Consider the following 14,501-nt stretch of genomic DNA (forward strand, 5'->3'; position numbering starts at 1 on the left):
GCCGCGCCCGGGAAATGGGATGCGCATGCAATCGATCGCCACCAAAGTGGAGCAGTACGTGTCGGAGTCGCCGTTCTTGACGGAAGGGATCGCCACGGGCTTGCTCAACCTGTCCGAACTGGCGCGCCAGATACGCCCCCATCTCGAATCGGACCTGTGGAAGCCGGTGGGCCAGGCTGCCGTCGTGATGGCGCTGCGCCGCATCTCCGGGCGCCGGCCGCAGCACGATTTGGCGCAGCCGGTCCTGCTGGCGCCCCGCCTGGGCGAACTGACCACGCGCGCCGATTTAACCGTTTCCACCTACCGGCTGGCCGACGCCAGCAGCGCGTGCCAGCGCCACCTGCTGGCGCTGGCCGAGCCGCACGACGGCGCCTTTGTCTGCGTTACCCGGGGCGTCCATGAAATGCTGGTGGTGTGCAGCGGGCCCCTGCTGCACCTGGTCGAACAGGCGTTCGGCCAGCAACGCCTGCTGGCGCGGGTGGAAAATCTGACGGCGCTGACCTTGCGCCTGCATCCGGAAACGCGCAAGACGCCCGGCGTGTATCACGCGGTGCTGAAAAAACTGGCGTGGGACAAGATCGCCGTGGTCCACATGATGTGCACGTTTTCCGAGATGACCATCTTGCTGGAACCGTCGCAGACGGGGGCCGCCTTCGCGGTGCTGTCGCAGATCGTCGGGCAGGCCCTTAACGCACCGCCGCCTCCAGCAAAGTGATGGTCTGGCGCGCGGTGTCGAGGGTGGCGCGCACGCCCACGGGCAAGGTCAGCTGGTTGCGGATGTGGCCGATCGAGTAGCCCGTCACGGCGGGAATGCGCAGCGGCTGCAGGTGCAGGTCGAGCGTTTCGTCGAGCGTGAGCGAGACGTCCTCGTGGCCGGGGCCGCAGTTCTCGCAAATGCCGATGATCACCGCGGCGGCCCGCTGCAAGCCGCCCGCCAGGTCCAGCTGGGTCAGCCAGCGGTCGATGCGATAGGGCGCTTCGTTGACTTCTTCCAGATACAGCAGGCTGTCGGTGAAATCGGCGCCATACGGCGTGCCGGCGAGGGCGGCGACCATGCTCAGATTGCCGCCGATCAGGCGGCCGGTGGCGCTGCCGGCGTGCACGGTGCGGATGCCGAAATGGGGCTCGGCGGCGGCGCGGCGGGCGTTTTCCATCGCCATCGGCATGCAGTAGCGGGGCGCCGGGTCCATCAGCACGGCCAGCATGTGCTCGGTGGAATAGCTCGACAGGGTCGAGCCGGCCACGGGCCCGTGAAAGCTGACCAGGCCGGCGCGCCGCAGCAGGGCCAGCTGCAGCACGGTGATGTCGGAGTAGCCGAGCAGGATTTTCGGGTGGGCGCGGATCAGCGCGTAGTCGAGCCCGGCCAGCAGGGAGATGGCGCCGGAGCCGCCGCGGATGCACCACAGGGCCTTGACGTCCGGGTTGGCGAACATGGCGTGCAGGTCGGCCAGGCGGTGCGCGACGGCGCCGGCGTAGTTGCCGTGGACTTCGCGCAAGTGGCTGCCCAGCGCCACCCGAAACCCCAGCCCTTCGATATTGGCCACCGCCTTGGCGATGGCGTCGTCGCTGGTGTGGCCGGCCGGCGCGATCAGGCCGATCAGGTCGCCTTCGCGCAGGCGCGGTGGTTTGATCAAGGTCATGGGAGAGGGACGGCGCCGCGAGCCGCCGGCCGCATGCGCGGGCAAGGCGGCCGCCAGGCTGGCCGCGGCAAGCGCGCCACCGAAGCGGCGCCGGCTGGAAATCGAATCGGACATGCGTCTGCGCTAAAAAGGAACAGCAAAAAAAATCGGCGGTGCCGAAGCAGCCGCCGATCGCTTGTACGTGGGCGCTTGACCGTTGCCGGTCAAGCGCACCCCATCAGAACGTGTACTTGCCCAGCACCGTCAAGGTGCGGCCACGGGGGTCGGCCACCCGTGGGTCCCAACCGGCGCCGACGACTTCGTCGACGTTGTGGGCGGTGAACGGCGGATCGGTGTTGAGCAGGTTGATCAGGCTGCCAGTGAGCGTGAAGTTCTTGAAGCCCGTGTAGCTGGCCGACAGATTGTACGTGATATAGCTGTCGACTTTCGGCTTGAAGCCGGCCGGCGGGGTCGCCTTGCCGCCGTCAGGCAACTGGTCCTTGTAGCCGGACGAGAAGTTCTGCGACAGCACGCCGCTCCAGTCGCCCTTGGCCACGGTCAGGCTCGAGCGGGTTTTCCAGCGCAGGTACAGGTCGCGCGTGAAGAACTGGCCCACGTACTCCTTGTACGGCTGGCCGGCGATCTCGGCAAACTTGAAGCTCTGGGTGTAGGTGCCGTCGAGGGCGGCGGTCCACTTGTAGCTGTCGAGGCTGCCATTGCCGCGCAGGCCGATGTCGGCGCCCCGCGTCTTGCTGCCGGCCGCGTTGATCCAGCCCGCCGTCACGTAGGCGATGGTGTTGTCCGGATTGCGCACGATGTTATTGCTCAGCAAAGCGGCGTTTTGCAGGATCACTTGCGGGGTGCGGTTGAGGATCTTGTCTTTCGAATTGATCGCCCAGTAATCGATCGAGGCGGAGAAGTTGCGGGTCGGCTCGATGACCACGCCCAGGCTGCCCTGCTTCGAGGTTTCCGGCTTCAGGTTCGGATTGCCGCCGGAGAAATATGGCAGGCGCGGGATCGCGCAGAACAGGGGATTGCCGGGATTGGCGGGGCAGCCGATGGGATCGGTCACGCCATTTGGCAGTTCCTGGGACAGCTGGGCCGAATACAACTGGGTAAAACTAGGCGCCAGGAAACCCTTGTTGGCCGAACCGCGGAACAGCAGGAAGCTCGCCGGCTCGAAGCGGAACGACACTTTCGGGTTGGTGGTGGCGCCGATCACGCTGTACAGGTCGCGGCGCACGGCCAGCTGCACTTCGAGCGACTTGACGACCGGCACGATCAACTCGGCATAGAAGGCCTTGATGTCGCGCGAGGCCGTGTTCAGGGCGGCATTGCCGGGCGAGAGCAGGATGGTGGCGGCATCGACGTCCTGGGCAAAACCGTAGCCTTCGCGGCGCAGGTCCATGCCGATGGCGGCCGAGGCGGCGCCGGCCGGCAGGTTGAACACTTCGCCGGAAATGTTGGCGTCCAACTGGGTCAAGGTGGTGCGGCCGTGCTGGAAGTGACCGCGGAACTTGGTCGCCTCGGTGGCGGCGATGGCCGCCGGGGTCTGTTTGCCGTCGACCGAGAACGGGTTGACGATGCCGGAACCGAGCACTTTATAGAACGGCAGCGTGTAGACGTAGCCGTCGGTGAGGTCGGTGACGGTCTTGCTGTAGGCGCGCGACAGGCCGGCGCGGTAATCCCACTTGCCGACCGTGCCTTCCACGCCCAGCAGCACGCGCGCGTTGTCGGTGGTGTTTTCCTGGGTGCGGTTGCCGGCGATGTTGGCGCGCCACTTGTAGATGATGGGCTTGGTCTTGTCGAAGGTCGAGATGTACGGGCTCAAGTCCTGGTAATACGCGCCGCCCACGGGATAGGCATTGCCATTGGCCAGAGAAGTGGAAATCTGCACGGGCGTCAGCTCGGCCGTCACGCGCGCGCGCGACGCGAGCACTTCCACGTAGCCGCGGGTGTCCTTGTTGAACTGGAAGGTGGTGCGGCTGAGGGCGTTGATGCGCTCGACCGGGGGCGCGATCACGTAGTCGCCGCCGTAGTCGTAGGCACACGAATAGGTGGTGCGCAGGGGCGAAGTGGTGTTGCGCCACAGGTTCGTGTTGTACTGCGACATGCCGGCCACGGTGTCGCACTTGCCCTGGAAGCTCAGGGGATTGGCTTGCAGGTACAGGTTGGCGTCGCCAGGGACCTTGAAATTGGTGCCCAGCGCCGTGCCGGCGCCGCTCAACTGGTTGGCGTACGGGGTGCCGGTGGTGTCGGGCGAGAGGCCGCGCGAGGGCTGGTAGCCGTTGGCGAAATCACGCTGGCTGGACGCCAGTTTTTCATTCTTGTCGACGGTAACGCTCAGCAGCGTGTTGTAGCTGTCGGTGTCGAGGTTGCCGCGGCCCACCAGCAGGGACGCGCGCTTCTGGGCGCCGCCGCCGTCCTGGGTGAACGAACCGGTGCCGGAAATTTCATTGCCCACGTAATTGGTGCGCAAAATGAAGTTGATGACGCCACCGATGGCGTCGGTGCCGTAGATGGCCGAGGCGCCGTCCTTCAAAATTTCGACGCGGGCAATCGCGCCCAGCGGAATCGAATTCAGGTCGACCGCCTTGCCGCTGCCGCCGTGGGTGGCGATGCGGCGGCCATTGAGCAGCACCAGGGTGCTGTTGGGGCCCAGGCCGCGCAGCGACGCGAACGAGGCGCCGCCGCTGACGCGGTCGGCGTCGGCGCCGAACACGTTGTTGCCCGAGGTGGCATTGTCAGCCCCCGTGCCATTGGCCGAAATGGTGCGGATGAGTTGCTCGGCACTGGTGATGCCCTGCTTTTCCATGTCTTCAAACGTGATGACCTGGATCGGCAACGCGCCTTCCTTGGCGATGCGCTTGATGCTCGAACCGGTGATTTCCACGCGCTGCATGGTTTGCGGCGCGGGCGCCTGCTGGGCGACGGCGGGGCCGACGACACCGATCAGGGCGATCAATTGGGCGAGTTTCTTTAACTTCACGGGGGTCTCTCCTAGAGTGCTGGTGCGTTGCCTTCCCAAGTGGGGAAAACATGTAATTTTGAGTAATGTCTTTGCATTACATTAACGTGACATTTTGAGAGTAAGCGCAGCCGCTTTCGCCCTGCCAATGAAATAACCGGGGCGGTCCATAACTTTTTGGAATGCAGCGTGCACCAACTTGGGTAAATCGTTTGCGCGCCCTAGCGGGCGGGGGCAATTGCCTGGTCGCGGGCGGCGCCGTCGACGTCGAGATAACGCCAGTTGGTGAACTCGACGGGGTGTCGCTTGTAGTTTTTAAGCCACGCTTGGGTCAGGTCGGCCGAGATCACGTGGGTCAGCGGCACCCACGGATTGTAGGCGTGAATGAGCTGGTTCATCTCCAGGTAGAGCTGCTGGCGGGCGGGAGAATGGGTGAGCATGCGCGCTTGTTCGTAACGAATATTGTAGGCCGGAAGGTTAAAACGGGCGTAGTTGGCGCGCCCGCTGTTGGGGCCGTACAGCAGTTGGTAAAAATTGTCGCCGTCGGGAAAATCGGCAATCCAATTGCTCTCGAACATCATCACCTTGCCCAAGCGCGAGGCCTTGATGATCTCGGTTTTTTTGTCCGTGATGAATTGCACGCGCAAGCCCACCGCATTGAGGTTCTTGCGCCACAGTTCGTCGCGCAGGCGCCCGCCGGCCGTCGCCTCGCTGTGCATGCGCAAGGTCAGCGGCGTGTTGGCGGGGCTGCGGCGAAAGCTGTCCGGGTCGCGCTGGCGGTAGCCGTAGCGCTCGAGCAGGGCGTTGGCCAGGCCCGGGTCGTAGGGCACGGGGCTGCGGTAGCTGGCATCGTAGCCCAGCACGTTCGGCGGCAAGGGCGACTGCGCCTTGATGGCAAAGCCCTTCTTGAGCAGGGCGATGTCTTCGGCACTGTCGTAGGCCAGAGAAATGGCGCGCCGCAGCGCCAGCTTGTCCTTGCCGTAGCCGCCCAGCACGGGGTCGTCCATGTTCATCCACAAATAATATGTCTGCATCACGGGAAAGCGGTACAGCGTGATGCCGCGCGCGGCCAGCGCCGGCTTGAGGGCGCCGTCGCTGATGACCATCTCCGTCATCGACTCGGGCACCTGCTCGAGATAATCGTACTGGCCGCCCAAAAAGCCCAGCATGCGGCCCTGGAATTCCTCGGCGATTTTCACTTCCACCCGGTCGACCAGGGGCAGCTTGCGGCCCGCCAGCGACCGGGCGATGGCCTGGTCTTCGGGCGTGCCGCTGCTGCTGCCGCTGCTACTGCCGATGCTGCTGCCGAAGCGGGCGGTGGAGGCGGGGTTGGCCAGCAGGGTGATCTTGTCGCTGCGTTTCCACTCGCCCACCATGAACGGGCCCGTGCCCACCGGGTGGTTGCCCACCTGGTTCGGATAGGCCTCGACGACCTCGCGGGCGACCACGCTGGCGGCCGGGGTGGCCAGATAAAACAGGAAATTGTTGTCGGGCGCGGCCAGCCGGATGCGCAGGGTGTAGCGGTCCGGCGCCTGCAGGCCGGCGATCGGGGTGGCGTAGCTAAATTTTTCCAGCAACAGGCGGTCGCCGGCCAGCTTGCCCTCAAACAGACTGAGCCAGGGGGACTTGATGGCGGGGTCGTACAGGCGCGTCAGGCTGTAGACGTAGTCGGCGGCCGTCACTTCGCGCGCCTGCCCCTTGAAGGCGGGATCGGCCGTAAAAAAGATGCCGGGACGGATCGTGAACGAGTAGGTGAGGCCGTCCGCGCTGATGGCCGGCATGGCGCTGGCCGTGTTCTGGCGCAGCTGCACGGGGCGCGCCAGGTAGTCGTAGCGCAACAAGGGATCGAACAGGTTTTCCAGCAGGCTCAGCGAGGCGGCGTCCGAGGCGACGGCGGGGTCGAGCGCCGTTTCGCTGGTCGACAGGAACAGGTGCAAGGTCTTGCGCTCGGCGGCGTGGGCCGAGCCGGCCAGCAGGACGATCGCGGCGAGGTGTTTCAGGTTCATGAGGTTTCCCGGGGTTCGGCGCCATCATAAGCGAAGCCCTGCGGCGTGGCCAGCATGGTCCCCCGTGAATAACTTTTTAGCATGGCCTGCCGGCATACTTTCATCGTGTTCACTTGCACTGCGCATATACTCTCGCTGCACAATCGTGCCCATCCTTCACGCAAGCTCGACTTCGACATGGCTCTCAATTACATCTGGTGCGGCTTTTTTATCGTCGCCTTCATCGCCGCCGTGGCCCAATGGCTGTTCCTGGGCGACACGGATATTTTCAAGCGCATCATCGACGGCACGTTCGAATCGGCCAGGACGGGCGTGATGGACATCGCCCTGCCGCTGGCGGGGGTGATGACCTTGTGGCTGGGGATCATGAATATCGGCGAGAAGGCGGGCGCCGTGGGCTGGCTGGCGAAAGTGATCGCGCCGTTCTTCTCGCGTATTTTCCCCGACGTGCCGCGCGACCACCCGGCCACGGGCCACATGGTGATGAATTTTTCCGCCAACCTGCTCGGGCTCGACAACGCCGCCACCCCGTTCGGCCTGAAGGCGATGGAAAGCCTGCAGACGCTGAACCCGGAAAAAGAGACGGCCAGCAACGCCCAGATCATGTTCCTCGTGCTGCACACCTCGGGCCTGACCTTGATTCCCCTGGCCATCATGGCGCAGCGCTCGATCCTGGGCGCGCGCGATCCGTCCGATATTTTCATTCCCTGCCTGATCGCCACCTACGTCGCCACCGTCACCGGCATCATCGCCGTGTCGATCCGCCAGCGCATCAACCTGCTCAACGGCGTGGTGCTGTCGTGGCTGGGTGGCATGACGGGCGCCATCGCCCTGATGATCTGGTACTTCACCAATTTCCTCAGCAAGCAGGACATCGAGCTGTTCTCGAAAGTGTTCAGCAACCTGGTGCTGTTTTCGATCATCATCGTCTTCATCGTCGGCGCCCTGCGCAAGAACGTCAACGTCTACGACGCCTTCATCGAGGGCGCCAAGGGTGGCATCCAGACCTCGCTGACCATCATTCCCTACCTGGTGGGCATGCTGGTGGCCATCAGCGTGTTTCGCAACGCGGGCGTGCTCGGCTACATCGTCAATGGCCTGACCTGGATTTTCACGCAGATGGGTTTCAATACAGACTTCACCCCCGCCCTGCCCACCGCCCTGATGAAGCCGCTGTCGGGCAGCGGCTCGAAGGCGATGATGATCGACGCCATGAAAACCTACGGCGTCGACTCCTTCGTCGGCCGCCTGGCCTGCGTGTTCCAGGGCTCGGCCGACACCACGTTTTATATCGTCGCCCTGTATTTCGGCTCGGTCGGCATCCGCAAGACGCGCTACGCCATCTCGTGTGGCCTGATCGCCGACCTGGCCGGCATCATCGCCGCCATTTTTGTCGCTTACCTGTTCTTTCACTAAGGAGCCGCCATGGTTCGCTGCCTCGCCACCGCCGTCCTGCTGGCCTGCCTGCCGCTGGCCCAGGCCCAGTTGCCGGAACCCGTCGCCAGCAAGATGGCGGCCAACAACATCGCGCCCGAGGCCATCAGCGTGCTGGTGCTGCGCGGCGAGGCGCCCTTGCTGGCCCACCTGGCCGAGCGCCCCATGCAGCCGGCCTCGACCATGAAACTGCTCACCACCCTGGTGGCGCTCGAGACGCTCGGTCCCGTGTTTCGGGGCCGCACGGAGTTGCGCTCGAGCGCCCCCGTGGTGGGCGGCACCCTGCGCGGCGACCTGGTCCTGCGCGGCGGCGCCGACGCCGATTTCAGCGGCGAGGTGCTGCTCACCATGCTGCAGGCGCTGCGCAACCAGGGCATCGAGACGATTGCCGGCAACCTGGTGCTGGACCGCTCGCTGTTCAGTCCGGCGCGCACGGACCGGGGCCTGCCGCCCTTCGACGAGGCGCCGGACGCGTATTACAACGTCATCCCCGACGCGCTATTGATCAACAAGAACATGGTCCAGCTCGACATGCGCTCGCGCGGCGGCAAGCTGCGCCTGACGATGCAGCCGGCCCTGGCCAAGGTGGTGGTCGACGCCGACATGCGCCTGGTCGACGTCCCCTGCGCCCGCTGGGAAGACGGCTGGCAGACGCCGGACGTGCGCAGCGCGGCGGACGGCACGATCAAGCTGATGCTGCACGGCACGTTTCCGAACGAGTGCGCGAAAACCTACAGCGTCAACGTGCTCGACCGCCAGGATTACCTGGACCGCCTGTTTCGCGCCAGCTGGCGCCAGGTGGGCGGGCGCTTCAAGGGCGCCGTGGTCGACGGCGTGATGGCGCCCGAAGCGATGCTGCTGGCCGAGCACGCCGCCCGCGCCTTGCCGGAAATCGTGCGCGACATCAACAAGCCGTCCGACAACGCCCTCGCCCGCACCATCTTCCTCAGCCTGGGCGCGCTGGAAGCGGACGCGCTGCTGGGCAGCCGCCCGCTGGCCGCCTCGACCGACAGCACCTACACGCGCGCCGACGCCGCCGTGCGCCGCTGGATGCGCGAGCGCGGCATCGACGACACCGGCATGGTGCTGGAGAACGGCTCCGGCCTGTCGCGGCTGGAGCGCATCAGCCCCGTGCAACTGGGCCGCTTGCTGCAAGCGGGCCTGCGCAGCGACTGGGCGCCCGAATTTTTGGCCAGCATGCCCATCGTCGGCGTCGACGGCACCATGCGCCGGCGCCTCAAGGACAGCGCCGCGGCCGGCCACGCGCGCATGAAAACCGGCACCCTGTCGAACGTGGCGGCGATCGCCGGCTACGTGCGCGACGCCAGCGGCCAGCAGTGCGTGGTGGTGGCGATGATCAATAGCGACCAGGTCAAGGACGGCAAGGGCCGCGCCGTGCTCGACGCGCTGGTCGATTGGGTGGCGCGGCAGGGCCTGCCAGTGAGCGGCGACAGCGCCGCCTACAACACCCGCCAGTAGCGCTCGCGCACCACATCGCGGTCGCCGCAATCGTAGTGCCACCACTCGGTGCTGATGCCGTGAAAGCCGGCCTGCGCCATGGCATCGCGCAGCAGCTGGCGGTTGGCCACCTGTTGCACGGTGAGGGCGCCGCGCGCCAGCAGGGCCGGCTCGAGCGCCGGGTGCGAGCGCTCGGTCAGATCGTCGAAGCCGGTTCCCATGTCCAGTTCGGCGCCGTGCGCGTCGACGATGGTCAGGTCCAGCGCCATGCCGAACGAGTGGATCGAACCGCGCTGCGGGTGCGCCAGGTACATCTGCAGGTCGGTGCCGTCGAGGGCGTCCCACAATTGCTGCTGCACGCGCTGGGGCCGCAGCGCGTCGAGCACCAGGATGCCATACGTGGGCTGGCGCGACGCCAGCGAGGCGACGACGCGCTCGAGGGCGGCGGCGGCATCATTGTGCAGCCAGGCGCAGTCGTGCGGCGAGTACAGGTCGCGGCCCACAAAATTGTCCGCGCTGGCGTAACGCAGGTCGACGGCGATGCCGGCGATGGTCGACAGGTGGCGGAACTGGCCGCTGGCGGCGATGTCTTCGCTGGCCATCGTGTGCTTCATGGGCTAACTCGTTTCGATGCAGGCGCGGGCGACCGCGCCGATGCTGTTGGCCAGTTCGCGCGCGCCGTGCGAGAGCGGCGAATGGCTGGCGGTGAGTAAAAATAATTGCACGGGAATTTCCGGCGTCCACACGCGCCGCTCGACCTTGTCGGCGCCCGAGGCGGCCGTGAACGGATCGACCACGGCCATGCCGGCGCCCGCTTCCACCAGCGAGCGGGCGATCTGGTACGTCTGCACCACCGTGTGGAAGACGGGCGTGACGCCCTCTTCTTCGCAGGCATTGACGACCAGTTCGCCCAGCGGGTCGTTGTCGGCATGGCCGATCAGTTCGCCCGTCAGCTGGGCCGGCGTGAACGGCCGGGCGCGCTCGGCGGCGCTCCAGCTGCCGCGCTTGGCGATGACGGTCATCAAGCCCTGGGCGATGGGCTCGGCGACGATGCCGGGATGGCGCGGGTCTTGCAGCGACAGGGCCAGGTCCGCTTCACCGAGGCGCAGGGCGTTGACGATTTCGCTCGTGTGAAACGTGGCCAGCTCGCAGCGGGTGCTGGGAAAGGTGCGCCGCCAGGCCGACATCGCCGCCGGCAGCACGCTGATGGCAATGGTGGGCGTGGCCACCAGGCGGATGGTTTCCACGGCGCGCCCCTTGAGGCTGGCGGCAAGGCGGCGGATGCCCTGCAGGTCGCGGTGCAGTTTTTCCGTTTCAACAAACAGGCGGTGCGCTTCCGGCTTCGGATAGAGCTTGCCCCGCACCCGCTCGAACAGGGGCATACCCAGCTGCAGCTCGGCATGCTGCAACACCTTCGTCACCGCCGGCTGCGAGATGTGCAGGACCTGGGCGGCGCCACTGATGGTGCCGACCTGCATGATGGCGTGAAACACTTCGATGTGACGCAGGCGCATGGCGGGACTCTCGACGTTGATGGACCGCGGCGGGCCTTGATTCACGCAGCATAGCGGAAAAGGGGCCCGCCGCGCACCATCAGGGCGCTTTGGCCAGTGCCGGCGCGGGCGTGGTGAGCACCTCGAGCAAGGCGGCCGTCTCGGCGTCGGGGGTGCCGTCGATGAAGGCGGGCCGGTATTTCATCTGGAACGAGATGAGCACGTCGCGGGTGGCCGGATCGAACTGCCCCGTCTGCGGGGTGGCGTAGCCGAACTGCGCCAGTTTCTTCTGGAACCACACGGCGTCCGGCAACTGCGCCAGGTACACGGGCTTGAGGGCGGTCACGCGCGCGCCATCGGGCCACCCAATCAGGCCCGCCTGGGCCAGCTGAAACCACGGAAACATGGGACCCGGATCCTGCTTGCGGCCGGGGGCGATGTCGCTGTGGCCCAGGATGTTTTCCGGGGCGATGTTGTGGCGGGCGACGATGTCCTTGAGCAGCACGATCAGCGCATCGATCTGCTTTTGCGGGAACGGGTACCAGGTGCGCACGCCGTTGGCGTCGACCGTAAAGCCGGGATTGACGATCTCGATGCCGATCGAGCTGCCATTAAGTAAAGTGAAATTTTTCCAGTTCGACACGCCCGCGTGGTTGGCCTGGCGCGTTTCGTCGACCAGGCGGTACGTCACGGGCTCGGCCTCGTTGGTGAGCAGGTAGTGGCTGCTCACGCCCTGCTGGGTAAGGGCGCGGATGGAGCCGGGCAAGTCGGTCACCGTGTAGTGGACGATGATGAACTTGGCGCGGCTGCTTTGCGCCTTGGCCGACAGCGAGGTGTCGATGCGGGGGCCGGGCGGGGTGGTGGCGCAACCGGCGAGGGCGGCGAGGGTCAGCAAAGTAAGGGCGGGTTTGAGCAGGATTTTCATGGGGTCAAGGGTCGATGGCGGCAAGTCTGGCGGCAGCCTGGTGGGCCTGCCCGTGGGTGTGGGTCAATTGTAGGGTGTCCGGCAAGGCCGCGCGCATGGCCTGTTCGATGGCCGGGTGCAAGTGGGAAGCGCGGCCGCTGAGCACAACGGGGCGCACGCCGAAGCGGGCCGTCAGCGCGCGCGCCAGCCGGGCCAGTTCGACGCCCGCCCCTTGCAGGATGGCCAGGGCGGCGCCGTCGTGCGCGGCGCTGGCGGCAACAGCGAGCGCCAGCCGGCCCACCGCCCCCCGTTCCTGGCCGTAGATGAACTGGCGCGACAGGTCCCAGTCGGACCCGCCGATGTGGGCGAACACGGCGCGCGCCATGGCCGAGTGCTGCCAGGCGCCGGGCGCTTCGTCTTCGTGGCGCCAGATCTGGCGCAGCGCTTCGCGGGCGATCCAGAAGCCGCCGCCGCCGTCGTCGAGCACGACGCCGCGCCCGCCGGCCCGGTGAAAGGCGTGGTCGGCGTCGATGTAGGCGCCGATCGAGCCGGTGCCCGCGTAGACGAGGTAGCCCTGGCCCGGGGCGAAACTGTCGAGGCAGGCGATTTCAATGTCGCTGCACAGGAGAACGGCGTCCGGCGACAGGCCCAGCAGCCGCGCCAGCCAGTCCTGCAAGGTGGCGCCGTCGCCGCCCAGGCCAGTCAGGCCGGCCCGCACGCGCCGGGGCGCACCATGCTGCAGCACCGCCTGCGCCAGCGCGGCGAAACTGGCGTGGACGCTGGCGCGGCCGGCCGCGCTGCCCATCTGCAGGGCCGACAGGCCGGCCACCTCCCCTTCGGCGACAAGGGCGCCGTCGGCGCCGGCCAGCGCCCAGCGCGTGCGGGTGCCGCCGGCGTCGATGCCCAGGCCGGCCATGCCAGCGGCGCGCGCTGCGGGGGGACGGGTGGTCGGCGCCATTATTTGCCCAGCACCGCCACCGGCGCACTCTCCCGGCCCAGCCGGTCGACCGCGTTGACGAACACGGCGCCAGGCGCACCGAGTTGCGGATCGTCCGTCAGCAGCAGGTAGTCGGTGGCCGCCGGGACCACGGCAAAGCGCCACTGCTGGCCGTAGCGGGTCCAGATGGCGTAGGCGGTGGTGCCGCTGGCGGGCGCCAGTTTCAGGCTCACGCCCGCCCCTTCGCGCCTGGCGCGCACCTGCGGCGCGCCCGGCAGCGTAGGTAAACCTGCGCCCAGCCACGGCGAAGCGGGCACCAGCGCGGGGCCGGCGTAGTGGCCCGCCTTGAGCTGCTCGCTGATGCCCTTGCGGTTGTCCATCAGCGGGGCCATGCTGAAATGGACGTGGCCGCCCGCGCCCGGGCGGCTGCGGGTGACGCCGATCTGCTGGACGATTTCGGCCGGCGGATAGTCCTTGGTGGGCGCGCCGATGCGGCTGGTGAACAGGCCCGGCCAGATATGCCGCTGCTGGCGGTTCTGGCCGATCCAGTAGTCGAGCAGCACATCATAGGCCTGGCCCTTTTGCTCGATGGCCCAGTACAGCTGGGGCGAGAGGTAATCGAGCCAGCCGTTTTGCAGCCACAGTTCGGCGTCCGCGTAGAGCTTGTCGTACTGGCTGAAGCCGACGATGCCTTTCGGACGCAGGGCCGGCTTGCCCAGGCCAAACGGGCTGATGCCGAACAGCACCCACGATTTTTCGTGGTGGATGCCCGTGTACAGGCGCTCGATGAGCGCGTTGACGTTCTGGCGGCGCCAGGCGGCGCGCTCGAGCTTGCCGCCGCTGGCAAGGTATTTTTGCCACGACGGCCCGTCGGGAAAGTCGACTTCGTTCTTGCCCGTGGTGCTCTCGAGGGCCAGCGTTTCGCCGGCGGCGCCGGTCGGCTCGATCGGGTAAGGATAAAAATAATCGTCGATGTGCACGCCGTCGATGTCGTAGCGGCGCACCACGTCGAGCACCACGTCGAGCGTCTGCTTCGACGCGGCCGGCTCGCCCGGGTCCATCCACAGGTATTTGCCGTAGCTTTTGACGGCGCCCGGGTTGGTGCGCGATATATGGTTCGCCGCCACCGGCGAGCGCGCCGCCGTCTGGCGCGCCCGGTAGGGATTGAACCAGGCGTGCAGCTGCAAGCCGCGCGCATGCGCCTGCGCCACCCAGAACGCCAGCGGGTCGTACAGGGGCTTGGGCGGCGTGCCCTGCACGCCCGTCAGGTATTCGCTCCACGGCTCGATGGCCGACGGATAGATCGCGTCCGCGCTGGGGCGCACCTGCAGCACGATGGCGTTCAGGTTCATCGCCCGGGCCCGGTCGAGGATGGCGATGGCTTCGCGCTGCTGCTCGGCGGCGTTCAGGTTCGACTTGCTGGGCCAGTCGATATTGGCCACCGTCGAGACCCAGACGGCGCGAAACTCGCGCGGCGCCGACGGCGGCGCCAGCAAGGCGGTGCCGGGCGCCACGGGCGGGCGCAGCACGCCTGGCGGGGACGCTCCCGGCAGGGACGCTCCCGGCACGGGCGCGCTGGACAACGGTGGTTTGACGGTGGTGCTGCAACTGGCGAGCATGGCGCAAGCGGCCCATAAGGCCAGCGCCAGCGCGCGTCGGTGAAGGTTCAACTGCACTGCGAC

At 66.9% G+C, this 14,501-nt stretch carries 11 protein-coding genes; 3 read left to right on the top strand and 8 right to left on the bottom strand.

The annotated features are described in order from the left end of the window. Positions 1 to 25 precede the first annotated feature (25 nt). Positions 26 to 715, top strand: coding sequence for a hypothetical protein (locus ACP7EY_RS08400; RefSeq protein WP_426192366.1), 690 nt, complete (start codon positions 26 to 28; stop codon positions 713 to 715). On the opposite strand, the gene ACP7EY_RS08405 is transcribed toward ACP7EY_RS08400, so the two are convergent. The 3 genes from ACP7EY_RS08405 to ACP7EY_RS08415 form a co-directional block, all read right to left on the bottom strand. Beyond that, positions 687 to 1,754, bottom strand: a complete 1,068-nt coding sequence (locus tag ACP7EY_RS08405) for a S66 peptidase family protein (protein WP_426192368.1) — start codon at positions 1,752 to 1,754, stop codon at positions 687 to 689. The genes ACP7EY_RS08400 and ACP7EY_RS08405 overlap by 29 nt on opposite strands. A 103-nt stretch (positions 1,755 to 1,857) precedes the next feature. Beyond that, a complete protein-coding gene (locus ACP7EY_RS08410) occupies positions 1,858 to 4,608 on the bottom strand; it encodes a TonB-dependent receptor domain-containing protein (RefSeq protein ID WP_426192370.1) in 2,751 nt (916 codons plus the stop codon). Positions 4,609 to 4,808: 200 nt separating this feature from the next. Then, on the bottom strand, positions 4,809 to 6,593 hold the full coding sequence (locus ACP7EY_RS08415) for an ABC transporter substrate-binding protein (RefSeq protein ID WP_426192372.1): 1,785 nt from the start codon (positions 6,591 to 6,593) through the stop codon (positions 4,809 to 4,811). Between the two features lie 177 nt (positions 6,594 to 6,770). On the opposite strand from ACP7EY_RS08415, the gene ACP7EY_RS08420 reads away from it, so the two are divergent. Further along, the gene (locus tag ACP7EY_RS08420) at positions 6,771 to 8,009 is read left to right on the top strand and encodes a nucleoside recognition domain-containing protein (protein ID WP_426192374.1); all 1,239 of its coding nucleotides are present in this window, start codon (positions 6,771 to 6,773) and stop codon (positions 8,007 to 8,009) included. Positions 8,010 to 8,018: 9 nt separating this feature from the next. Next, positions 8,019 to 9,506, top strand: coding sequence for a D-alanyl-D-alanine carboxypeptidase/D-alanyl-D-alanine endopeptidase (dacB, locus tag ACP7EY_RS08425; RefSeq protein ID WP_426192376.1), 1,488 nt, complete (start codon positions 8,019 to 8,021; stop codon positions 9,504 to 9,506). Here dacB and ACP7EY_RS08430 read toward each other — a convergent pair. The 5 genes from ACP7EY_RS08430 to ACP7EY_RS08450 form a co-directional block, all read right to left on the bottom strand. Continuing rightward, entirely contained in the window at positions 9,488 to 10,099 is a 612-nt protein-coding gene (locus ACP7EY_RS08430) for a M15 family metallopeptidase (protein ID WP_426192378.1), read from the bottom strand. The two genes, dacB and ACP7EY_RS08430, sit on opposite strands and share 19 nt — an antisense overlap. A 3-nt stretch (positions 10,100 to 10,102) precedes the next feature. After that, positions 10,103 to 10,999, bottom strand: coding sequence for a LysR family transcriptional regulator (locus ACP7EY_RS08435; protein ID WP_426192380.1), 897 nt, complete (start codon positions 10,997 to 10,999; stop codon positions 10,103 to 10,105). Positions 11,000 to 11,078: 79 nt separating this feature from the next. Next, positions 11,079 to 11,903 (bottom strand): N-acetylmuramoyl-L-alanine amidase, encoded by an 825-nt coding sequence (locus tag ACP7EY_RS08440; protein ID WP_426192382.1) that lies wholly within the window; start codon positions 11,901 to 11,903, stop codon positions 11,079 to 11,081. 4 nt (positions 11,904 to 11,907) lie between these two features. After that, a complete protein-coding gene (locus tag ACP7EY_RS08445; protein WP_426192384.1) occupies positions 11,908 to 12,840 on the bottom strand; it encodes a BadF/BadG/BcrA/BcrD ATPase family protein in 933 nt (310 codons plus the stop codon). Continuing rightward, positions 12,840 to 14,495, bottom strand: coding sequence for a glycoside hydrolase family 10 protein (locus tag ACP7EY_RS08450; RefSeq protein WP_426192386.1), 1,656 nt, complete (start codon positions 14,493 to 14,495; stop codon positions 12,840 to 12,842). The genes ACP7EY_RS08445 and ACP7EY_RS08450 overlap by 1 nt, the downstream gene beginning before the upstream one ends. Positions 14,496 to 14,501: the final 6 nt, after the last annotated feature.

The organism is Massilia sp. DWR3-1-1 (assembly GCF_049898325.1).
GTDB lineage: Bacteria > Pseudomonadota > Gammaproteobacteria > Burkholderiales > Burkholderiaceae_D > JAFCUW01.